Here is a 21,363-nt window from a genome sequence, read left to right on the forward strand (position 1 = left end):
CGCGGGCCGGTCAGTCGCCGGAGCCCTGGGAGAGCTGGGAGAGGCGGAACACCACGAACTCGGCCGGCTTGACCGGGGCGATGCCGATGTCGACGGTGAGGATGCCGGCGTCGAGGTTCTCCGGCGGGTTGTTCTCGGCGTCGCACTTGACGAAGAACGCCTCGGACCAGGTGTCGCCCATCAGCGCCCCACTGCGCCAGACCCGGCGCAGGAACATCGTGATGACCCGGCGTACCGCGTCCCAGAGGCGGGGGTCGTTGGGTTCGAAGACCACCCAGTTGGTGCCGAGCAGGATCGACTTCTCGATCCAGTTGAACAGCCGCCGGACGTTGAGGTAACGCCACTCGGCGTCGCTGGACAGGGTCCGTGCGCCCCAGATCCGGATGCCCTGCCCGGGGAAGGCCCGGATGCAGTTGACCCCGATCGGGTTGAGCTGGTCGTGTTCGCCCTTGGTCAGCCCGCTCTCCAGGGCGAGCGCGCCCCGGATGATCTCGTTGGCGGGTGCCTTGTGGACACCCCGGGTGTCGTCGTTGCGGGCCCACACCCCGGCGACGTGCCCGCTCGGTGGCATGAAGACCGCCCGGCCCTGCGCCGGGTCCATCACCTTGACCCAGGGCCAGTAGAGGGTCGCGTACTTGGAGTCGTAGCCGGCGACGTCCATCCGCCATTCCTTGAGGCGCTGCGGGTGCAGGCCGGGCGGCGGGTCGAGGATGGCCACCCGGTCACCCATCAGCTCGCAGTGCGCGATCATCGCCAACTGGACGGCCTTGAACGCCTCGTCGTCGATGGCGCCCTGCTGGTGGGCGGCGGCCAGGTCGGGCACGCAGAGCATGGTGATGTCCTCGATCGCCTCCAGCCCGGCGAAGCCGGTCCGGTCGCTGACGTCACCGACGTAGTCCTCGGCGCGTACCCGCAGGTCGCCGGTGCCGGTCGTGGTGGCCGGCAGCGCGGGCGCGGCGAGGGTGACCTCGGCGCCGCGTCGGGGCGGGGCGAGGGTGGCGCCCTTCGCCTCCTCGATCTGGATCAGCTTGGACTGCTGACGGACGGCGGTGACCACGTTGCCCGCACCGCGCTTGGTGGTCAGGTTGTCCAGCGTCTCGACCGGCTTGCCGGCCTGTTTGACGACGAGCTTGAACGCGTCGTCGCCGCCCTCGGAGGCGTCGGCGACCTCGACCGAGAGGTCCTGCCCGGCCGGGCCGGGCAGCGCGGCCCGCACGGTGAAGGAGAGCCGCCCGTTGTCGCCGGCCGCCGGTACGGCCGCAGCCGGGTACGACTCACCGGCGGCTTCGGTGGCGGCGGAGTCCGCACCGGCACCACCACCCACCCGGACCACGTACGCGGAGCCGCCGCCGTTGAGGAAGTAGCCGTAGACCGACAGTGGCAGGAAGCTGCCCGCCACGAAGCCCCCGAAGGTGCGGGTGTACTGCGTCCAGTTCGTGATCAGTGTGGGCTCGTCGACCGGCCCCTTCTCGGCGAAGCCGACGAACGCGGCGACGGCCGTCCCGACCGCTTCGATCGGCCTCGACCCGGAGGAAACCTCCTCCACGTAGACGCCCGGCGACAGATACGTCGGCATCGAACCTCCTGTACGACGGTGTGATGGGGCCGAGCTTGCCAACGCCGGCCGGCCGCGAGGGCTGCCCGCCGGACCGCCGCCGGGGTAGGCAGTTCTGCCCCCAAGGGCAACCGATCCGCCCCGACGGCCTGCCCGGCCGCCGGGCGCGGTGCCGTCCGGGCAGCGGGCAGGGTGGGTGGATGATCTGGGATGTCGACCTGTCGGTCCGGGCCTGGCTGGGCCACTACCTGCCGTCGGACGTGCCGGTCGTCTTCGACCCGCCGGACCGGTGTGCGCAGCGCGGCGAGGGTGACCTGGTCGCGGCCTTCCTGCTGGACGTCGAGGAGGACTCGGCGGGCGTCTCGGCGACCTGGGACGAGTTGCGCGACGCCACCGGTCAGCTGGTGGGGCGTCGCCCGCCGGGCCGCCGGTACCGGTTCAGCTACCTGTTGACCGCCTGGGCCACTGACACCGAGCGGGAGCACCGGCTGCTGGGTGAACTGCTGGTCGGCTGTGCGAGCTGCACCGCCCTGCCGGCCCGGTTCCTGACCGGTGCGGTGGCCCGGGCGAACCAGCCGGTGGTGGTGCGCTCCGCGCCCCGGCGCGAGGGGGACACCGGCTCCGCCTGGGTGGCGCACGGCGGGACCGCCCGGACCGGGTTGCACCTGCAACTGCTCGTGCCGTTCGTGCCCGAGCCGCAGACCGACCTGGCACCGCCGCCGCGTGAGGTCAGCGTCAACAGTGGCGGTGGCCGCCCCGGCGGTCCGGGTGGCCCGCCGGGGCCCCGGCCCAGGGGTGGGATCAGCGAGCCCCGCTGACGCCCCGCCGTCTTCTCGGTCGCCCGGGCCGCCCCTGCCGGTCCCCGGCCACCCGGGCGAGGGCCGCCCGTCGGGTCGCCGGTTGCCCGATCAGGCTTTCCGTTGCCCGTTCAGGTAGCCACGGCTGCCCCTTGGTGTTCCTCGTTCGTGGTTCTGCCGGCCCACCCGCACGGCGAGACTGCCCGCATGAGTGTCGCTGTGGGACTTGTCGAGACCGACCTCACCGTCGCCGCGGGCGGCACGGTCGGCTGCACCGTCCGGGTGCGTAACACCGCCGCCGTCGTCGACCGGTTCACCCTGGACGTGGTCGGCGACGCCGCACCGTGGGCCGAGGTCGAGCCGGCGACGATGAACCTGCTGCCCGGCACCGAGCAGGAGGCCCGGGTGACGTTCACGCCGCCGCGTGCGGCGACCGTGCCGGCCGGCAGCGTCGCCTTCGGGGTACGGGTCCGGGGGCGGGAGAATCCCGAGGGTTCGGTGGTCGAGGAGGGCACCGTCACCGTGCAGCCCTTCGTGGAGCTGGCGACGGAGCTGGTGCCCCGTACCTCCCAGGCGCGTCGCGCCGCCCGGCACCAGCTGGTGATCGACAACACCGGCAACGTCGAGACCACGGTCGAGGTGCTGCCGGCCGATCCGGACCGCCTGCTGACCTTCCGGGTGCTTCCGGTCGCGCCGGTGCTGCGTCCGGGCACGGCCACGTTCGTGAAGCTGCGGGTACGCCCCCGGAAGCGGTTCCTGCTGGGCCCGGACCGCAACCTGCCGTTCCAGGTGGCGGTGACCCGTCCCGACGCCGAGCCGATCACCAGCGACGGACTGCTGGTGCAGCGGTCCGTCCTGCCGGCCTGGTCGCCCCGGGTGGTGCTGGTGGCCGCCGCGGTGGCGGTCGCCCTGGTCGGGCTCTGGTTCGCGGTGCTCAAACCCACCGTGCAGTCCACCGCCAAGGAGGCTGCGAAGGTGGAGACCAAGGAGTTGTCCCAGGAGGTGGCCGAGGTGAAGACCCAGGCCAGCGAGGCGGCGGAGACCGCCGAGAAGGCCGAGAAGGTGGCCATCGTCGCGGCCGGCGCCAGCCCGAAACCGAGCGCGGCCCCGAGCCCGACGACCGAAACCGGAAAGGGCAACGGCAACGGGCCGGGTGCCCAGGGCGGGACGCTGGACAACGCCGACCCGGAGACCGCCGCCGACTTCCGGGTGGCGACCAGCGCTTCACCGACCACCGCCAACGAGTTCACCCTCTCCACCTACCGGCCGGCCGACAAGAAGGTGCTCTGGGTGACCGACATCGTGCTGCAGAATCCGCACGGCGACGCCGGGCTGCTCCAGGTGCGGCGGGGCGACACCGTGCTGCTGGAGACCGGCCTGAACAACTTCCGGGACCTGGACTACCACTTCGTCCAGCCGTTGCGGTTCTCCGCCGGCCAACCGGTGACCGTCGCGGTGAAGTGTGCGAACCCGGGCACCACGGCGTGCACCCCGGCCGCGTACTTCGCCGGACAGCTCGTGCCGGTCGCGCCCACCCCGAGCCCCTCCCCCAGCCGATGAGCGACCCGCACCCCACCGTCGGGCAGGTCCCCGGTCCGGACACCACCGATCCGGCCGCCAGCGCCCACCGGGCGGGCACCGCCCCGGGCCCGGCACCGATCCGTACGGCGGTCCGTTCCCGCGACCCGATCTCCCAGGCCGGTGTCATGGCCCAGCTCGGCACTGCGGCGACCGACGACCCGGTCGGCGCGCGCCCGGTGGTGCTGGCCGAACCCGACGACACCCCGGACATCCTGGTGATCGTCGCCGACACGGTGGACGGGTGGCTGCTGGCCCAGCTCGACGCGTTGACCGGCCGGCCGGCCCCCCGACCGGTGCTGGTGGTCGGGCAGCTCGACGACACCGCCGGGTTGCAGGCGATCGAGGCGGGTGGTCTCAGTCTGGTACGCCGTTCGGAGAGCACCGCCGCCCTGCTGCGCGAGGTGGTCCGGGCTGCCGCCCGGGGCGAGGCGAGGCTCCCCACCGACCTGCTCAGCTCGCTGCTGACCCGGGTCGGTCGGGCCCAGCGGCAGGTGCTCGCCCCCCGGGGGCTGACCATCCTGCCGCTGTCACCGCGCCAGCTCGCGGTGCTCCGGATGATCGCCGCCGGGGCGGACATCGCGACGATCGCCCGGGAGCTGTCCTACTCGGAACGCAGCATCAAGAACATCGTGCACGAGATCACCACCCAGCTCGGTGTCCGCAACCGCACCCAGGCGGTCGCGCACGCCATCCGCGAGGGGCTGATCTGACCGGTTCCGCTGCCCAAGGGAGGGTTCCATCGTGGGCGTACCTGCCGCGAAGCTCGGTGACAAGGTGGTCGGCACCGACACGCACATCATCATGGTGCCCTCGCCGACCGGTCCGGTGCCGACACCCACCCCGATGCCCTTCGCCGGGACCATCGCCAACGGGTGCAGCACCGACGTGCTGATCGAGGGCAAGCCGGCCGCCGTGGTCGGCAGCGTCGCGGTGAACTCCCCGCCGCACCTGCCGACCGGGGGGCCGTTCCAGACGCCACCGAACAACCAGGGCACGATCATCGCCGGCAGCGCCCTGGTGCTGATCAACGGTAAGCCGGCGGCCCGGCACGGCGACAAGGTCAACACCTGCAACGACCCCGCTCCCCTGCCGGCCGGCAGCATCATCGCCACCGGTCAGGTGCTGGTCGGCTGACCGGGGTACGGGCCCCGGGCGATCCCGCCGGGGGTGGCTCGGCGGTGGCCCGGGTCCCGGGGCGCCCCGGCCGTGGCCCGGGGCCGGTGCGCCCCGACGGGTGGGCCGGTCAGCGACGGCGGGTGAAGGGTCCCGGCTGGGCGGTCGCCGACTGCACCAGGAAGGTACCGCTGGTCACCTGGCCGACCGCCGGCACCGAGGCGAGCGCGGCCCGGGGACCGGCGATCCCCTCCTCGAAGACCACCATCGGCACCGCGAACCGGCCGGACGCGTCGGCGACCACCGGCACCGCGCCCGTGCCGTCGACCCAGGTGACCAGCACCTCGGCCCCCGCCGGAAAGCCCTGGCCGAGTGCGGTGACCACCTGGCCGGGGCGGCCGACGCCGGGGTTGAACTGCAACGTCGGGCTGCGACCCGAGACGCTCAGCGCCAGCGACTGGGCGGCGACCCCGCCGGTGTCGGTGGCGCTGGCGAGGCTGAGCACCGACGTCGCGGCCCCGATCGCCCGGGGGGTGGCGGTGAGGGCCACCGTGCAGGACCGGGCGACGGCCAGGGTTCCGCCGCAGGTCGAGGCGGTGACCGCGAACACCGCCGGGAGCGGCTGTTCGGCGAGGGCGGCGGCCACGGTCAGCGGGTAGTCGCCGGTGTTGGTGAGGGTCACCGTCCGGGTCGCCGAGGGCACGCCGAGGGGGGCCTCCCCGAGGTCGAGCGCGGCGGCGTCGGAGTGGAGCACCGGTACGTCCGGTGCCGCCCCGCTGACGTTCACCACCAGGCGTTCCGGTTCGCCCTGCACGATGCCGTCCACGGAGACTTCCAGGTGGCAGGCGTACTCCCCGTTGCGGGCGGCGGCATCGACCGCGACGGAGACGGTGAGGTCGACGGTGCCGCCACTGTCGACGGTCTGCTCGGCCGGGGTGACCGAGGCCGAGAGCTGCGGGTCGCAGTCGGTGGTCCGGGCGCTGACGGTGGCCTGGATGGCGCGGATGCCGGCCAGGATGGCGTTGGAGACCTCGGCCGGGCCGGCGGCGTCGAGCAGCACGCCCCCGGTCTGCCGGGTGATCTCGGTGAACTGTCCGGACTCGTCGAGGGAGTAGCTGCCCGGGTTGCCGACGTCCACGGCCACCACCCGCACGCCCCGGGTGGTCAACGCCTGGATCGTCCCGGCGAGGTCGTGGCCGACGCTCGGGTCGTGCGACGGCGCGTCCCCGAAGATCACCACGATCGGGCTGCTCTCGGTCCGCAGGCCGACCGCTCCGGTGGCGACGGCGTACAGGGCGTTCAGGCCGGCCTCCGGGCCGTCGCCGCCTCCGGCGGCGGTCCAGACGTTCACCGCCTCCTGCACCTCGGACGGCACGGCGGTCAGGTCCCGGTTGAGCCGGAAGACGAACTCGTCGCCCTCGTCCCGGAATTCGGCGACCGCGAAGCGGGCGTCGGGTTGGACGGCGCTGATGTCGCCGATGATCCGTTTCGCGTTGACCCGGACGTCGTTCAGCGCCGCCTGCATGCTGCCGGTCGTGTCGGCGAGCAGCACCACGTCGGGGCGGGGCGGGATGGTCGCGGTGGTCACCGTGCGGGTGACCACCGCCGAGCCACCGGGGGTCAGCCCGAGGGTCGTCCCGGCCGGCTCGCCGACCAGCGGGGCGGCGCCGTCGCTCACGCTGATCCGCAGCGCCGGGCCACCGGCCGGTCGCGGTGCCGCGAAGAACTCGGCGTACGCCGCCGGCGGTGCCCCGGCCACCAGGAGTGCCACCACAGCGAGCGCCGACGTGGCGCGCAGGGACCGGGACGCTGATGCAGCCATGGGGGCCAGTGAACGCGGCCCGCCCGGGTCGGCCGCAACCCCACGGGAAGCCCTCCGGGCAGTCCCGCCTGCACCTTCGGGCACCACCCCACCACCGCCGGCGGTCGTCACCCTACTGCGGCCGGGCCGACAGCACCCGGACGTCGAGCCCACCGGAGCAGCGCCGGACCACCGCCGCCACGCTCTGCTCGTGGCTGGTCCGCACCGGGTCGACAGTGAAGTACGCCTTGCGGCCCCGGCCGTGGCGCACCACGTAGCTCTCGGCCGTGCCGCCGGCCCACGGGTCCCCGAACGTCTTGAGCACGTTGTAGATCGGGGTGTCCATGTCACTCTCGTCGGTGTAGAACATCACCAGGTCCTTGAACTGCACGTAGTGCGCGTACGCCCCCTCGTCGGTGAGGGTGGCGATGATCCCGGTGTTGTGCGCGTTCAGCGCCGAGTCGATCGTGACCGTGATGAAGACGTACTGCGGGAAGACGTGGATGGTCATCCGGTCGTCCCGGTACATCCGGGGCATCCGCTCCATCGCCGAGCCGATCATGGTGGCGAGTTCGTCCACGTCCACCCCCCACAGGCCGACGAGGGCCTGCGTCTGCGCCCAGGAGTAGAGGCCGGCCAGGTTGGAGTTGGCCTCCGGGTTCAGGGTGAAGGCCACCCCGATCTTGAACTCGCCGTGCTGCCACTGCGGCGCGTCCTCCCCCTGCACCAGCGGCTCCGCGAACCGGACCGACTTCTCCGGGCCGGGGGCCACCACCAGGTCGTCGTCGGACGCGATGTGCCCGAACGCCCGGTCGTACCCGGAGTAGTCGTAGCTGGCCTCCTCCTCGTCCTCGCTCTCCTGCTCGCTCTCCTCCTCCTTGCCCCTGTCCCCATAGCCGTGTGCCTCCGCCGCGAGGGTCTGGCAGGAGGTGACGAAGGCGGGCATCACCTCCGGGACGGACAGCGCCATGACGGCAGCCTGCTGCACCTCCTCCCGCCAGAGCGCGAAGAGCTGAGCGTCGTCGCGCAACTGCTCGGCCAGGGCGGCGAAGTCGTCGTCGTCGCGGAGTTCGACCGGCACGTCCGGGTTGCGGCGGGCGGTCTCCGTCAGTGCCGTGGTCATCGCCCAGTCGTCCCACGGCCGGGGTAGCTGGCGCTCGAACGTGTCCAGCGTCGCCTGCACGTCATCGCCGTGCCGGTAGGTGACCAGCAGGTACTCCAGGCTGCGGATCAGGTCGTGGCGGTCCGGATGCATCTGCGCGATCCACCGGCCGAACATCCGGGTGCCGTAGTCGCCGTCGAGGACGGTGGCGAACTCGACGGACTCGAAGTAGTCCGGGCTCTGCGTGGCATCGTCCCAGTAGTTCTCGCGCCAGGTCATGACCGCTCTTTTCACGTCGGCGACAGTCAACCCGGCCACCCTGCCCCGGGCACCCGCCCGCGGGGTACGCGACCGCCGGCCGCCTTAGGGGCAGTTCCTCCTGCCCCTGCGGGCATGCGGGCCGACGGATGACCCCGACGCCGCCGCCGGGACGCAGCAGCGGCGCCCGGACGCGCGGCACCGCGGCCACGAAGTGGACGACGGCGGCGGCGGTCGTCACCCGTCCCACGCCGAGAGTCGGAAGATCAGTTATCCGTTGCCCCAAGAACAACTCCACCGACGCAACGGATAACTGATCTTCAGCTCCGCGTCAGGCACGTCCCATCTCTTCCGGCCAAGACCACTTCACGTCACCGTCCTATGCCGAAAGTATTGACGCCAACACATGTCAAGACATACCGTTCGTTCGGGGGTCGTCACCGTAAGCGATACAATGATCACAGATCTTGGCGCGCGACAGCCTGACACCTTCCCGGCACGGGTCACCCCGCCCGCGCCCTCGGCACCTGCGCACATTCACCGCAGTTCACGCTGAATTCCCGCCATCCCGCCACGGAAGGACGCACCGTGCCAAAGGATCAGCAACAATGGAGCTGGCAGCAGGACACCCATCCCGCCGTTCTCTACAGTTCCCGCCCGGACGGAACGGTCCAGTGCCACCTCTCCCCCCGAAACTGCGTCATCCGCCCAGGAGCGGTCGGGTTCTGCCGGGTACGCGCCAACCGCGGCGGTGAACTGGTGACGCTCAACTACGGCAAGTCGGTCGCCATGACCGAGGAGACGATCGAAACCGAGGCCGTCTACCACTACGCCCCCGGCGCCCGCATCCTTTCGATGGGAAACATCGGCTGCATGATGAACTGCGACTACTGCCACAACTGGCAGACCTCGCAGGCGCGGTTCGTAGAGGACCAGTCGGTGCATTACTACACCCCGGAACAGGTCGTGCAGAGCGCCCTCGAAAGAGGGATCCAGGTCATCTCCTGGACCTACAACGACCCGGTCGTCTGGCACGAATTCGTCCTGGACACCGCCCGGCTCGCCCGCGAGCACGGCCTGGTCAACCTTTTCAAGTCGGCGTTCTACATCTCGCTCGAAGGGGCCAAGGAACTCTGCGAGGTCATCGACATCTTCAGCATCTCGCTCAAGTCGATGGACCCCACGTTCTACAAGCGGGTGACCAAGGGCCAGCTGCAGCCCGTCCTGGACGCCACGGCCTACGTGTTCGACCGGGGCAAGCACGTCGAGGTTTCCAGCCTGCTGGTCACCGACGCCAACGACACCGAGGGCGACGCGCGGAAACTGTCCCGCTGGGTGCTCGACCGGCTCGGCCCCGACGTGCCCGTGCACTTCGTCCGCTTCCACCCCGACTACAAGTACACCCACGTCGACCGGACCCCGGTCGAGCGGCTGGAACGGGCCCGGGAGATCGCGCTGGAGGAGGGGGTCCGCTACTGCTACCTCGGCAACGTCTACGACAACGAGGCGACGAACTCCTACTGCCCGCACTGCGGTCTGCTGGTGGTCGAGCGGTACGGGCTGATCGCGTCCCCCGTCGGGCTCACCGGGGAGGCCCACTGCCAGGGGTGCGCCAACCCCCTGCCGTTCCGGCTGCTGGCGGCACCGGACAACACCGCCCTCGACATTCTCGACGTCGACGCCGCCGACCTGCACCACATCGAGCACGAGTGGCGCGGCGACGTCAAGGCCGTACACGTGGAGTTGTCCAGTGAGGCGTCCGCGGCGCACGAGGTGACCGTCCGCGTGCTGGGCGGGGCCTCCCACGGCCGCGAGGTCAAGCGGGTGCCCATCCTGCCCGGTTCGCAGTACCGCTTCATCGCGTGCAAGTCCGCCTCGGACGACCGCGGCGTCAGCGTGCAGCTGCCCCCCGGCGTCCACGCCAACCTCTACGAGGTGTACGACCGGGCGCACTTCCCCATCAGCACGGTCCTGGAGATCCAACACTCCAGCGACGCCGTCCCCGAGGCCGCGATCCGACTCCAGGAGACCCGCCGTGCGTAGCGGCACCGACTACTTCGTCGTGCACCTCGACGAGCAGGAGTCCGCGGTGCTGGTCACCGGCAACCACCGCATCGCCCGAATGCCACGGGAGGTGGGTGAGCGCCTGGAACAGGGGATCGAGCACCTGCGTGCCGAGGAACACTCGGCCTGGGAGGCTTTCACGCTGACCCCGGACGCCGACAGCAACGCCGAGACGCTGCGCGCCAGCTCGCTGGCCGACGGCGCGGACTTCGCGGTCAACGTGAACCTGACGAACATCTGCAACCTGGCCTGCACGTACTGCTTCGCCGAGGGCGGCGACTACGGCCGGATGAAGGAAGCCATGGGCGAACACTCCGTGGCGTGGATCTTCCGCTTCATCGACGAGAACGTGGCACCCGGCCAGCGGGTGCGCTTCGAGTTCTTCGGCGGCGAGCCGCTGGCCAACTTCGCCCTGATCAGCAAGATCTGCGAGCGGGCCGAGCGGGTGGCCGACGAACGGGGGGTGACGTTCGTCCACCGCATCTCCACCAACCTCACGCTGATGCCCACCGGCGTCATCGACCTGTTCCGCCGGCACCGGTTCATCGTCTCCGTCTCCCTCGACGGGCCCCGGGAGGTGCAGGACCGCAACCGTCCGTCCAAGAACGGCAGCGGCTCGTACGACCGGATCATGCGCAATCTGTGGACGCTGCGCAGGGAAGCGGGCGACAACGTCATCCTCGTGGCCCGGATGACCATCGCGACGGAGACGCCGACCCTGCTCGACAGCGTGCGCGAGCTGTGGGAACTCAACCTGTTCGACTTCTTCCAGATCTACCCCGGCGTCTATCCGGTCGACCAGCAGGGGCGCAGCGTCGCCCTCACCCTGACCCTGGGCGACAAGGTGCTCAGCAGTCCACGCCAGGTCACCTACGTCAACCACTTCCTGCGGCCCGGCATGATCGAGCAGTTCCGCGACTTCCTGTACGCCTACCCGTCGTTCTTCACGCCCGACAACCGCTTCGCCGGGGTGCTCGAGTACGAACGCACCGCCCAGATGATGATCGAGGGTCTCACCGCGTTGTCGTTCTGTTCCGGCGGGCGGACCTACTACACCCATTCGCCGGACGGCACCATCAGTCCCTGCCACCGTCTCGTCGGCGACGAGGCGTTCGACGTGGGGACCGGCGAGGACGGGCTCACCGTGCCGCACCCGGAATGGCGTCGCACCGTCGACGAGCACCCCGTCTGCGGCCAGTGCTGGGCGCGCTACCTGTGTGGTGGCGGCTGCCGCCAGGAGAACTTCGTCGCGAGCGGGGACCTCAACGTGCTCAACGAGGAGTCCTGCCGGTACCAGCTGATGCTCGCCGAGGAGATGGTCCGGCTGGTGGGCCGGTCCGGCTCGGACTACCGGGACCGGCGGCGCGAGGTCTTCGACGACCTTTTCGTGTCGTGCGGCCGGCCGGTGGTCCCGAACGGTCGGGTCAGCAATGCGCTGCCCGACGTAGCCACGCAACCGTTCACGCCGATTCACTGAGCGAAGCGGAGGAATCGCAGATGTATCAGCCCGAGGGCCAGATCATCCGCCGCAACATCCACACCTACCCCTTCAAGTACCGCTACGTGGACTACGACGACTACTTCCGGCGGCAGAGCGCGGTGCTCTATCTGCACGTGCCGTTCTGCATCAAGAAGTGCGGGTTCTGCGACTACACCGTCTATGTCAACAAGAACGAGTCACACTTCGCGCGGTATGTCGACGCGCTGGAGAAGGAAATCCGCAACTTCGCCACCAACCGCACCTTTCCCGGATTCTCGATCGACGCCGTTTACTTCGGCGGTGGGACGCCCGGAATCCTGACCGGTGAGCAACTGGTCCGCCTGCTCGACGCGTGCCGGGAAACGTTCGAATTCAACGACGGCTGTGAGATCGCCCTGGAATTCGACCCGTCGACCGTCGACCCGCACAAGGTCGAGACACTGGTGGCCGGCGGATTCAACCGGGTGAACGTGGGGGTGCAGGCGTTCGACGACCGGCTCCTGGAGATCTGCAACCGCTCGCACGACGTGGCGACCGCCGAGAACGCGTACCGCATGGTGGTCGACGGTGGGTTCCGGCACACCAACATCGACCTGATCTTCCCGTTGCCGGACCAGTCCCTCGACGACTGGAAGCGCAGCGTGGACCGGGCCATCGAGCTGGAACCGGCCTGCATCACGGCGTACGGCCTGGAGATCTGGCCCAAGACGGCCTTCCACACCCTGATCGGCTCGGGCAAGATGCAGCTGCCGTCGCCGGCCGAGGAAGCCATGATGTACGAGTACGCCATCGACGCGTTGGAGGCCGCCGGATTCCGTCGGCGCAGCTCCACCGGGTACTTCCACCCGGACCGGTGTCCCGATCTGTCCCGCTTCCTGGAATACTACTGGCGCACCTGGCCGATGATCGGTTTCGGGGTGTCGTCAAAGAGCGTGATCCATGACCGCCTCTACGTCAACGTCCAGCCCCTCAAGCGGTACTACGAGATGGTGGACGAGGGCAGGATTCCCATTGACTTCGCCACGGTGCTCACCAAGGAGCAGGAGATGCGGCGGGTCATGATCCGTGGCCTGAAGATGTGTGAGGTATCTCAGACAGAGTTCCTACAGCGCTTCGGCGTACCGATGGAGTCGGTTTTCGGCAGCGAGCTCCAGGAACTGGTGGACAAGGACTGGCTACGCCTGGAGGGCGACCGATACGAGCTGACCAGGGCAGGTCAACTGTATTCGACCAACGTCTATGAGATGTTCTACACCCGGGAGGACCTGAGCCCGGCGGACGGCGACGAGGTCAGATTCGGGATATCTGAGCTTATGGAATAGCCCATACCTGGTAGTGTCCCGCAGTGTCGTAACGCGCGCACTGACGGGGGACGCTGCGATGTCTGTCATGATGGGATACCTGCTGGCCGGGCTGTTGGCCGGGCTGGCAGTAGCGGTGCCACTGGGCGCCATCGGGCTGCTGGTCATCCGCACCGGTCAGGCGCGGGGCCTACGGGTGGGCCTGGCGGCGGCGCTGGGCGTCGCCACGACCGACCTGGTCTTCGCCGCACTGGCGGTCTCGGTCGGCGGCGGCGTCGCCGCCGCCGTCGGGTCGCTCCTGACACCGATGCGGATCATCGCCGGTGCCGTCCTGGTGCTCCTGGGGGCGCGGGAACTGCTCGCCCTGCGTCGGATGAAAGGATCGACGACCCCTGGTGGGCCGACGGATCGTGGCATGCCGACCACCGGGCTGCGCGCCTACCTGCTCCTCCTGGGCCTCACCGCCGCTAATCCACTGACCATCGGCTACTTCGCCTCGGCGGCGGTGGGCATCGGTGGCACGATGTCCTGGGGTGCCGGCGTGCTCTTCGTAGCCGGCATCTTCGCCGCCTCGGCGGGCTGGCAGGGGCTGCTGGTGGGAGTCGGGGCGGTCTCCCGCAAGCTCATGACGCCGAGGGCCGGGCAGGTCCTCACGGCAGTGTCCGGCACCCTCATGATCGTTCTGGGCATCTACGCCGCGAGCGACCCGTACCTCTGATCCGCCCGCGACAACACGGACCGCTCAACGGCCTGCAACACCGCCCCACCGCCGTCGACGACGCCGTCATGACCCGCATCGCGGCTTTGACGGCGTCGTCGGAGTTCGGGCAGCAGGTTCACCGTGGGCGGCGATCCGACAGCGGTGGTCCCGCAGCCGGTCGAAGTTCATCGACGATCGGCACTTTGCCCGCTGGACCTCAACTGGTGCCCCCGGCAGGATTCGAACCTGCGACACACGGTTTAGGAAACCGATGCTCTATCCCCTGAGCTACGAGGGCGCGAGCGCCTAGTCTAGCGACCGGCGGGTTCACCTGGGGTGGCAGGGAGTGGCCCACGTTCGCCCGCAGCACCCGGACCGCCGTTCGCCCAGCCCAGGACCACAGCTCGAGCACACGAACCCCCGTTTGCGACCACGAGCGGCTGCGGTGACCCGCGTCGGCACCGGATGACCCGGGTTGGCATCCGCTGGCGAGCACACGTCGCGCACATGATCGAAGATCAACGACATCCCTCAGGCTATCCACCTTCGGCGTCGCCGTCATAGGAGCACGGAGCGCTCATCCCCGGAGTCGCTCGGGTCGCCCTATGTCTGCAGCCATCGCCGAACCGCCAAGCGTGAGTCGACGACCGACGCCGCCGAGAAACCACTCTCGCAGCAGCTCGACGACCCGCACGAGCAGGTACGCCGCCGCGACGAACAAGATGATCCGCCACGCCCAGGCGCCCGCCGTGCGTACCCCCGGGGGAGCCCGTCGTCGACGGTGCCTGTCCGCTCCTCGGCCGGGACCGGCGCGGTCGTGCCGCCGATCGGTGGGCCGCCGGTGAACGCCGGCGGTTGCCACCCCCGCCGCACCGGGACGAGACGACTTCGCGCCCGCCGTCGCGCGGTGTCGACCCAGGTGGTGCCGAATTCCGGGGTGGGGGGAGGTGTCACTTTCATCGAGATCCTCTATGTACTGCGGGGTTGCCCCATTGCTCTTGCACGGCGGGACGGGGAAGGGAACGCGGCCGGTGTCGGGTATTGCCGGGAGAGGGGGTCAGTCGACCCCGCCGAGGACGGGCAGTGCCTCCGGTCGTGCGGCGCCGTGCGGCATCCAGTAGCCGGACGGCGGCAGGTCGCCGCGCATCCTCACCAGCTGCCCCACGTTCGTCATCTCCAGCAGCCGCCGGGTGTGGCGTCTGGGCCGGCACACGACCAGGGCCGCGTCGGCCGTGAGGGCGACGTGCGCCCGGGCGAGGAAGTTGAGCAGCGTCGAAGAGGCGAAGGTGACGTCGCCCAGATCCACGACGACCTCGGACGGGGCCACGGCGGAGAGCCGGTCGACCACGCCCGACAATGCCGGGTCGGCGTCCATGTCGATCTCACCCGCCAAGCACACCAGGGCGGCAGGAGGTCGCGGGGAGGTCAGCACGGTGATGACGAAATGGTCACCGGACACCTGAGCCATCAGCCTCACCTCGGCATGAGTCACCTGATGCCGGGGGCTTGGGCAACGACCGCGAAGGGCCGCAGCTCGACACTACCGCCGCATGACCCGATGCGCGAACGCTCGGACGGTCGGGGCGTCCGAAGGTCGCCATGCGTTGGCGTCGATTCGGGGCTAGGCTGGCCGAAACACTTCGCGCGTTCTGCTGCCCCAGTCCTCCGGCGGCACCGCACCGGGAAGGTGCCGCTGTGCTCGATCCAGATGTCATGACTTCCTGCCCACTGTCACCGCCCAACCTCGGCGGGCCGGCCAACCGCGCCGTCGGTGCGAGTCGTGAATGACCGCGTCTCGTACCTCAGGAACCTCATCCTGCGGCAGCCCCCCGGGCCCGACGGCAGGGACGACCTGCTGCGGCGGGTGTGCGATGTCGCCGCGCGGGAACTGTCGGCGTCCGGGGTCGGGATCAGTGTGATGACGGAGGACGGGATCCGGGCGGTGACCGCCGCGTCCGACCCGGCCAGCGAACGCCTTGAGGAGTTGCAGTCCATGTTCGGTGAGGGGCCCTGCGTGGACGCCTACACCAGCCGCCGTCCGGTGCTGATCTCCGATCTCGGAGACCTCATGGTCAAGGAGGGTGGTCGCTGGCCGTTCTACGCTCCCGCCGCCCACGCCGACGGTCTCCGCGCGGTGTTCGCGTTCCCGCTACAGATCGGCGCCACCCGCCTCGGCGTCCTGGATGTGTTCCGGGACCGCGCGGGGCGGTTGCCCGCTGCGGAGTTCGCCGACGCCCTCGCCTTCGCCGACCTCACGGTGACCGCCCTGCTCGACCGGCAGGAACAGGCGGAGAGCAGCGGCATCGCCGACATGGACGACGACGCGGCCGAGTACCGTGCGGAGTTGTTCCAAGCTCAGGGCATGGTCATGGTGCAGCTCGAGATCCCCCTCGGTCAGGCGATGGCGCGGATCCGTGCCCACGCCTACGCGGAGAACCGCCGCCTCAGCGACGTGGCCCGAGACATCGTCGCGCGCCGGCTGCGGCTCGACCGCGACGGGCCGTAACCCGGAGGATCCCCCATGACCGCCCACAGCTGGACACGCCGGGAGGCACGCATGACCATCGTCTCAGCCGAACGGATGGCGACGATCTTCGTCGAGGTCGCTGACACCCTGGTGGACGATTTCGACCTGATGGACTTCCTGCACATGCTCACCGATCGGGCGGCCGGCCTGGTCGGCGCGGCGGCGGTGGGGCTCGTCCTCGCCGGCCGGGACGGCCGGCTCGAGTTCATGGCCGGCTCGAACGAGAACGTCAAACTCGTGGAACTGTTTCAGCTGCAGACCCACGAGGGTCCCTGCCAGGAAGCCTTCCGGACCGGTGCGCCCGTCATCAACGTCGATCTGGACGAGGCGAGCGACCGGTGGCCCCGGTTCGCGCCCCGGGCCACCGCAGCGGGTTTCCAGTCGGTGCACGCGTTCCCCTTGCGGCTGCGCACGCAGGTGATCGGGGCCTTGAACGTCTTCGGCGACGTCAAGGGCGGCGACTTCGCGGGCACCGATGTGCCGGTCATGCAGGCCCTGGCAGACGTCGCCGCGATCGGACTGCTGCAGGAGCGCGCCATCCGACGGGGTGAACTCCTGACCGAACAGCTGCAAGGCGCATTGAACAGCCGCATCGTCATCGAGCAGGCCAAGGGCGCGGTCGCGCAGGCGACCGGCCTTGATGTCGACGAGGCGTTCGCCGCCATCCGCGGCTACGCCCGGCGTCACCACCGCAAACTGACCGAGGTGGCCCACGGCGTCCTCAGCGATCCCGCGATGCTCGCCCACATCCTCGACGCGTAGCGGACGACTGTCCGGCCGGCGGCGATCCGCGGTCCCGCCTCAACGGCATTCGCGCAGAGGCGCGCCGATCCGGTGCAAGGCGCCGCAGCACCTAACGGTACGACCTGTGGCTCACGCGGGGCAGCCGGGCTCTGATACCGCCGCTGCCATCGGTGCCGGCCGGCATCTCGGTACGAGGTGTCTCTCGGGCCGGGTTGGCGACGCTCTCGGGCGGTTACGGGTTGGTGCGGCGGGCGGCGAGGCGTGCCGCGTCGGGCCAGCGGACGTCGTGGGCCCAGCCGAGCTTCTCGAAGAGCCAGATCAGCCGGGCGGCGGGATCGATCTGCCCGCGCAGCACACCGTGGCGGGCGCCGGTGGGGTCGGCGTGGTGGGAGTTGTGCCAGCTCTCCCCGAATGACAGGACCGCCAGCGGCCAGAAGTTCGTGGCCTTGTCCTTGCTGGCGAACGGCCGCTGACCCACGACGTGACAGATCGAGTTGACCGACCAGGTGACATGGTGCACCACCGCCATGCGGACCAGCCCGGCCCAGAAGAACCCGGTCAACGCCCCGGCCCACGAGCCACTGACGAGACCGCCGATCACCGCCGGGAGCAGCAGCGACGCGGCCACCATCGGTCCGAACAGTCGGTCCACGACCCGGATGTCGCGGTCGGCGAGCAGGTCAGGGGCGAAGCGGGCCTTGTTGGTGATCTCCCGATTCAGCAACCATCCCAGGTGGGAGTGGAGCAGCCCCTTGGCCAGCGCGGCGACACCGGTGCCGTAGCGCCACGGCGAGTGCGGATCGCCCTCCCGGTCGGTGAACGCATGATGGCGGCGATGGTCGGCCACCCACTTGGTGGGGCTTCCCTGCACGGCGAGACTGCCGGCCACCGCCAGCGCGATGCGCAGGCCCCGGCGGGCCTTGAACGATCCGTGGGTCAGGTGCCGGTGGAACCCGACCGTCGCGCCGGCCATCGCGATCACGTAGCCCGCGACGGCCATCGAGGCGTCCAGCCCGGACAGACCGTGGCCCCAGGCCAGCGGCACCGCCGCGATCAGCGCCGCGACCGGCAGCACCAGGAACACCCACAACATCACGAGGGAGCCGGCCGACTGGGTGCCCTCGATCAGCGGCTTCGGCGCCGGACGGGGCACACTCGCGCGGACGGTGGACAGTTCTACGCTCATCACCACATACCTTCCGAGACCGGTCCGGTGATCACGTACGTCCGCTGCGGAGCGCTCCAGCGTGTGATCCCGAACTGGAGGACTGACGAGGGGAAGGCCGCGAGGTCTGGGCAGCCGTCCGCTGGCGTTGCGGTAGAAGGCACCGCGTTGCCGGCGCATGTTGGAGTCGATGACTCCGATACAGAGATGCCCTTCAGCCACCGGGCGAAACACCGCCCGTCTCGACTTGGCCGTGATCCTTCCGAGGTGGCGGTGGGGTCGTGGTGGTCACGAATGGCCCGGCCAGAACAGGCGCGCCCTCCGTCTGCCACGGCGAGAGTCGGTAGATCGGTGCGCATGTGCAGGGTCTGGGCGAAGACGTAGCTGTCGTCGGCGTCGGTCTTGCGTTCGCCGCGGTGACCAGTGCGGCGTTGACGGCACTCATGACCAGGTAGTAGGTCGGGCACCGCTCGAGCAGACCCGCCTGCCGCACCCGGCTCAACAGTTCGGCGTAGTCGCTGCCGCGACGGCACCGCGACCCTGGCTGCGCCGCTCCGATGGTCTGGTCGATGATGCTCATGGATCCTCCCGGCATGGACGCGCAGCACGTCGCCGGGGCCTGGGGCGAATGCCCCCAGCTTACTCCGCCGCCGGTGCGGCAGGGCGGTGCGGCGATCGTGCCATCGCCCCGATGAGCGCGGCCACCGGCACGGTGGCGATACCGATCCGGGCGTCGCTGGCCCCGTACGGCAACCACAGATCGCCGGCGTGGACGAGCCCGCCGCAGGAGTAGACGACGTTGGGCACGTATCCGTCCCGGTCGGCCTCGTCGGGTGACAGGAGCGCGCCGGGAAGCCGTGCGAGGACCCGTTCCGGTCGGTGCAGGTCCAGCAGGAGCGCGCCGATGGCGTACCGGCGCATCGGGCCGACACCGTGGGTGAGCACCAGCCAGCCGTCGTCGGTTTCGATGGGGGATCCGCAGTTGCCGACCTGGATCAGTTCCCAGCCGTCCCGCGGGGCGTGCAGCGGCACCGGTTCCTGCCACCGGTTCTCACCGTCCAAGCAGGTCAGGCCGAGGGTCTCGCCGTCGGCGCGGCACAGGGCGAGGTGCCGGCCGCCGACGGTACGGGGGAACAGCGCGACGCCCTTGTTGCGGACACCCGGCCCGCGCATCGGGGTGCTCTCGAAGCGGCGCAGGTCGCTGCTGGCCAGCGCGCGGGTGGCGATGCGCCGTCCGTCGTAGGCGGTGTAGGTGGCCCGGTACAGGGGTCCGGACTCGTCGGTGAACCTGACGAACCGGGCGTCCTCCATGCCGTTGCTCTCCGCCGGAACGGCCGGCCAGAGCACCCGTTGGTGCAGGGCGGTGTCGGCGGGGAAGGTCGTGGCGTAACTGGCGGCGTTGGTGCGGCGTACGTGTTCGAGGGTGTCCGGTCCGGTGCTGCGGGAGAGCAGATCGGGTGGCAGCTCGCCGAGCACCCGCTCGAAGGTGGCCTCGTCGTACCGATCGGGCAGGGCGTCCAGCACGGTGGCGGTGACCTCGTTGTCGCAGTCCTCCTCGGTGAGGCCGGCGGCGAGAAGGTCCCGGCGGTGTCGTACGGCCATCCGCTGTCCGACGACCGGTGGGCCGGACCGGTCGGCGACGGCGAGCCGGCGCCCGGGGCCGAGGACCGCGGTGGCGAACCCGATGGACGACCGGTGGCCCTCGCCGATCTGGCGCAGGCTGATCGCGACCCGCAGCTGCCCGGCGTCCAGACCGCTCTGGTCGGGGTGGACCGTCATCGACGGGTTGCACAGCGCGGCGGCCTCGACCGCGTACTCGTGACTGAAGTAGGCGCCGACCAGGAGACGCACGGCGGGCGAGAGGTCCCAGGCCCGGGCGGCGCGGTGCCGGACGAGGTCGTAGTGGTGGTGGAACGTGCCGTCCAGGTCGCGGTGCCGACCGCCGAAGCGGTCGAAGGTGTCCCGCAGCAGCCGGCCGGTCTCCTCCTCGTCGAGGTGCGCGACGCGGGCGATGAGCGCCGCCGCGCGGCTGCGTACCAGGGCGGCGTCCTCACCCGGGACGAAGAGCTTGATGATCACCCGGCGTGGATCCGGGGTGAGGACGACGTCCTGCCGGACGGCGAGGGTCCCGGTCACGACCATCGCCGGGCGTGCTGGAGGGTGGAGATCAGCGCGAGGGTCGACTCGGCGCCCTGGTTGAGGTTGGGTCCGTGCGTGGTCAGCCCGTCGTAGCCGCCGCCGGTCGCCGGGTCCCACATCCGTGTGCCGACGTCGTTGTCACCGAGGAACCATCCGACAGCCTGCCGCACCCCGGCCTCCCAGGCGGGGTCGCCGGTGACCGTGGCGGCGGTGGCGCAGGCGTCGGCGAACGCGGCGACCTCGATCGGCTGCTGGTCGTGGCGGGGCCGCGGCGCACCGCGTTCCCAACCTCCGTCGGGTACGACCGACAGGTGCCCGTCGCGGAGTTGGACGTCGCGCAGCCAGGTCAGCATCCGCAGGCCGTCGTCGAGGAGTGGGCCGTCGTGGCGCAGCTGGCTGGCGGCGATGACGACCTCCGCGAGGGCCGCGTTGGCATAGGTCAGCCGTGACTGTGGCCAGGGCCAGCGCGCATCGGATCCCGGGGCGCCGATCGTGCTGGCCGCGTCCCCCAGCAGTGCGGCGGCATCGGCGTGGCCCGGGTGGCGGCGCAGTACCTCGGCCGCGCCGAGCCCGGCGAAGGCCATCGCGTGCGGGGTCGGGGCGCGTCTGGTGGCGCCCCGGCTGAAGGCGACCAGCGCCTCCTCCCTGATCCAGGGCGCGGGACTGCGGGCCGCGGCGGTGCCGAGCCCCCACAGCGCGCGACCCCACCAGTCGCCGAGCCCGGGCTCGTCGGCCCAGCGCCGGTCGTGGCCGAGCCGGTTGTGAAAGGCACCGCCGACGCCCTGGGCGTGGGTCAGGAAGGCGAGATAGCGCTCGGCGAGCCGGAGCACCTCGTCGGTGGGCTCCGGCTCGCGGCTGGTGACGACCAGGCCGCGGGCGACGTCGTCGGTGCAGTAGCCGTGCTCGCGGCGGACGATCGCGTGCCGGGCGTGCTCGAACAGGCCGGTGTCGTCACTCAACCGGCTCAGGTGCGCGAAGCTCGGCCGGGGCGTCGGATGTCGGCGGTCGCTGCCCGGCGTGCTGGACAATCCGGTGG

18 protein-coding genes and 1 tRNA gene are annotated in these 21,363 nt (G+C 70.6%); 10 read left to right on the forward strand and 9 right to left on the reverse strand.

Annotated features, from left to right (window positions below; translation table 11 throughout):
- Positions 1-10: 10 nt before the first annotated feature.
- The gene (locus tag AB0K25_RS14595; protein ID WP_357533286.1) at positions 11-1,576 is read right to left on the reverse strand and encodes a phage tail sheath subtilisin-like domain-containing protein; all 1,566 of its coding nucleotides are present in this window, start codon (positions 1,574-1,576) and stop codon (positions 11-13) included.
- A 179-nt stretch (positions 1,577-1,755) separates the two neighbouring features.
- Here AB0K25_RS14595 and AB0K25_RS14600 point away from each other — a divergent pair, with 179 nt between their 5' ends.
- The 4 genes from AB0K25_RS14600 to AB0K25_RS14615 all read left to right on the forward strand — a co-directional run bounded on the left by AB0K25_RS14600 (position 1,756) and on the right by AB0K25_RS14615 (position 5,067).
- Positions 1,756-2,373: a Pvc16 family protein gene (locus AB0K25_RS14600; protein ID WP_357533284.1), complete on the forward strand. Its 618-nt coding sequence runs from the start codon at positions 1,756-1,758 to the stop codon at positions 2,371-2,373.
- Between the two features lie 186 nt (positions 2,374-2,559).
- Positions 2,560-3,912, forward strand: coding sequence for a hypothetical protein (locus tag AB0K25_RS14605; RefSeq protein ID WP_219466686.1), 1,353 nt, complete (start codon positions 2,560-2,562; stop codon positions 3,910-3,912).
- Positions 3,909-4,643 (forward strand): response regulator transcription factor, encoded by a 735-nt coding sequence (locus AB0K25_RS14610; protein WP_219466684.1) that lies wholly within the window; start codon positions 3,909-3,911, stop codon positions 4,641-4,643. The genes AB0K25_RS14605 and AB0K25_RS14610 overlap by 4 nt, the downstream gene beginning before the upstream one ends.
- A 31-nt stretch (positions 4,644-4,674) precedes the next feature.
- Positions 4,675-5,067 (forward strand): PAAR domain-containing protein, encoded by a 393-nt coding sequence (locus AB0K25_RS14615; RefSeq protein WP_208565740.1) that lies wholly within the window; start codon positions 4,675-4,677, stop codon positions 5,065-5,067.
- A gap of 109 nt (positions 5,068-5,176) precedes the next feature.
- Here the strand turns inward: AB0K25_RS14615 and AB0K25_RS14620 are convergent, their stop codons facing one another.
- Together AB0K25_RS14620 and AB0K25_RS14625 are read right to left on the reverse strand one after the other, a co-directional pair.
- Positions 5,177-6,868 (reverse strand): choice-of-anchor D domain-containing protein, encoded by a 1,692-nt coding sequence (locus AB0K25_RS14620; RefSeq protein ID WP_219466682.1) that lies wholly within the window; start codon positions 6,866-6,868, stop codon positions 5,177-5,179.
- A gap of 112 nt (positions 6,869-6,980) precedes the next feature.
- Positions 6,981-8,228, reverse strand: coding sequence for a hypothetical protein (locus tag AB0K25_RS14625; RefSeq protein ID WP_208565738.1), 1,248 nt, complete (start codon positions 8,226-8,228; stop codon positions 6,981-6,983).
- Between the two features lie 567 nt (positions 8,229-8,795).
- Between AB0K25_RS14625 and amrS the strand changes: the two genes are divergently transcribed.
- Genes amrS through AB0K25_RS14645 form a run of 4 tightly spaced genes read left to right on the forward strand, consistent with a single transcriptional unit; the run spans position 8,796 to position 13,770 of the window.
- Positions 8,796-10,250 (forward strand): AmmeMemoRadiSam system radical SAM enzyme, encoded by a 1,455-nt coding sequence (gene amrS / locus AB0K25_RS14630; protein ID WP_219466679.1) that lies wholly within the window; start codon positions 8,796-8,798, stop codon positions 10,248-10,250.
- Positions 10,243-11,748, forward strand: a complete 1,506-nt coding sequence (locus AB0K25_RS14635) for a radical SAM protein (protein ID WP_363820535.1) — start codon at positions 10,243-10,245, stop codon at positions 11,746-11,748. The genes amrS and AB0K25_RS14635 overlap by 8 nt, the downstream gene beginning before the upstream one ends.
- A gap of 20 nt (positions 11,749-11,768) precedes the next feature.
- Positions 11,769-13,073 (forward strand): coproporphyrinogen-III oxidase family protein, encoded by a 1,305-nt coding sequence (locus tag AB0K25_RS14640; protein ID WP_208565735.1) that lies wholly within the window; start codon positions 11,769-11,771, stop codon positions 13,071-13,073.
- 58 nt (positions 13,074-13,131) lie between these two features.
- The gene (locus AB0K25_RS14645; RefSeq protein WP_219466668.1) at positions 13,132-13,770 is read left to right on the forward strand and encodes a LysE family transporter; all 639 of its coding nucleotides are present in this window, start codon (positions 13,132-13,134) and stop codon (positions 13,768-13,770) included.
- Positions 13,771-13,974: 204 nt separating this feature from the next.
- Here the strand turns inward: AB0K25_RS14645 and AB0K25_RS14650 are convergent.
- Together AB0K25_RS14650 and AB0K25_RS14655 are read right to left on the reverse strand one after the other, a co-directional pair.
- Positions 13,975-14,050 (reverse strand) — tRNA-Arg (locus AB0K25_RS14650).
- 759 nt (positions 14,051-14,809) lie between these two features.
- Positions 14,810-15,220, reverse strand: coding sequence for an STAS domain-containing protein (locus AB0K25_RS14655; protein ID WP_357533278.1), 411 nt, complete (start codon positions 15,218-15,220; stop codon positions 14,810-14,812).
- 312 nt (positions 15,221-15,532) lie between these two features.
- Here AB0K25_RS14655 and AB0K25_RS14660 point away from each other — a divergent pair, with 312 nt between their 5' ends.
- Together AB0K25_RS14660 and AB0K25_RS14665 are read left to right on the forward strand one after the other, a co-directional pair.
- Positions 15,533-16,258: a GAF and ANTAR domain-containing protein gene (locus AB0K25_RS14660; protein ID WP_357533276.1), complete on the forward strand. Its 726-nt coding sequence runs from the start codon at positions 15,533-15,535 to the stop codon at positions 16,256-16,258.
- Positions 16,259-16,273: 15 nt separating this feature from the next.
- Positions 16,274-17,041 carry a GAF and ANTAR domain-containing protein gene (locus AB0K25_RS14665; RefSeq protein WP_357533274.1) on the forward strand — a complete coding sequence of 256 codons (768 nt, stop codon included), beginning with the start codon at positions 16,274-16,276 and terminating at the stop codon, positions 17,039-17,041.
- 214 nt (positions 17,042-17,255) lie between these two features.
- On the opposite strand, the gene AB0K25_RS14670 is transcribed toward AB0K25_RS14665, so the two are convergent.
- From AB0K25_RS14670 to AB0K25_RS14685, 4 genes are all read right to left on the reverse strand, one after another.
- A complete protein-coding gene (locus tag AB0K25_RS14670; protein ID WP_357533272.1) occupies positions 17,256-18,209 on the reverse strand; it encodes an acyl-CoA desaturase in 954 nt (317 codons plus the stop codon).
- Between the two features lie 193 nt (positions 18,210-18,402).
- A complete protein-coding gene (locus AB0K25_RS14675; protein ID WP_357533270.1) occupies positions 18,403-18,768 on the reverse strand; it encodes a hypothetical protein in 366 nt (121 codons plus the stop codon).
- Between the two features lie 59 nt (positions 18,769-18,827).
- The gene (locus AB0K25_RS14680; protein WP_357533268.1) at positions 18,828-20,330 is read right to left on the reverse strand and encodes a glycoside hydrolase family 130 protein; all 1,503 of its coding nucleotides are present in this window, start codon (positions 20,328-20,330) and stop codon (positions 18,828-18,830) included.
- Positions 20,321-21,355: a glycosyltransferase gene (locus AB0K25_RS14685; RefSeq protein WP_357533358.1), complete on the reverse strand. Its 1,035-nt coding sequence runs from the start codon at positions 21,353-21,355 to the stop codon at positions 20,321-20,323. Before AB0K25_RS14685 ends, AB0K25_RS14680 begins: the two co-directional genes overlap by 10 nt.
- Positions 21,356-21,363: the final 8 nt, after the last annotated feature.

This window comes from Micromonospora sp. NPDC049257 (assembly GCF_040678915.1).
Lineage (GTDB): Bacteria > Actinomycetota > Actinomycetes > Mycobacteriales > Micromonosporaceae > Micromonospora > Micromonospora antibiotica.

Bases quoted from the DNA above. Each gene is read 5' to 3' on its own strand.
- AB0K25_RS14605 (WP_219466686.1), top strand. From the start codon at position 2,560: ATGAGTGTCGCTGTGGGACTTGTCGAGACCGACCTCACCGTCGCCGCG.
- AB0K25_RS14670 (WP_357533272.1), bottom strand. From the start codon at position 18,209: ATGAGCGTAGAACTGTCCACCGTCCGCGCGAGTGTGCCCCGTCCGGCG.
- AB0K25_RS14620 (WP_219466682.1), bottom strand. From the start codon at position 6,868: ATGGCTGCATCAGCGTCCCGGTCCCTGCGCGCCACGTCGGCGCTCGCT.
- AB0K25_RS14610 (WP_219466684.1), top strand. From the start codon at position 3,909: ATGAGCGACCCGCACCCCACCGTCGGGCAGGTCCCCGGTCCGGACACC.
- AB0K25_RS14640 (WP_208565735.1), top strand. From the start codon at position 11,769: ATGTATCAGCCCGAGGGCCAGATCATCCGCCGCAACATCCACACCTAC.
- AB0K25_RS14645 (WP_219466668.1), top strand. From the start codon at position 13,132: ATGTCTGTCATGATGGGATACCTGCTGGCCGGGCTGTTGGCCGGGCTG.
- AB0K25_RS14600 (WP_357533284.1), top strand. From the start codon at position 1,756: ATGATCTGGGATGTCGACCTGTCGGTCCGGGCCTGGCTGGGCCACTAC.
- AB0K25_RS14595 (WP_357533286.1), bottom strand. From the start codon at position 1,576: ATGCCGACGTATCTGTCGCCGGGCGTCTACGTGGAGGAGGTTTCCTCC.
- AB0K25_RS14625 (WP_208565738.1), bottom strand. From the start codon at position 8,228: ATGACCTGGCGCGAGAACTACTGGGACGATGCCACGCAGAGCCCGGAC.
- AB0K25_RS14665 (WP_357533274.1), top strand. From the start codon at position 16,274: ATGACCGCCCACAGCTGGACACGCCGGGAGGCACGCATGACCATCGTC.
- AB0K25_RS14655 (WP_357533278.1), bottom strand. From the start codon at position 15,220: ATGGCTCAGGTGTCCGGTGACCATTTCGTCATCACCGTGCTGACCTCC.
- AB0K25_RS14680 (WP_357533268.1), bottom strand. From the start codon at position 20,330: ATGGTCGTGACCGGGACCCTCGCCGTCCGGCAGGACGTCGTCCTCACC.
- AB0K25_RS14675 (WP_357533270.1), bottom strand. From the start codon at position 18,768: ATGAGCATCATCGACCAGACCATCGGAGCGGCGCAGCCAGGGTCGCGG.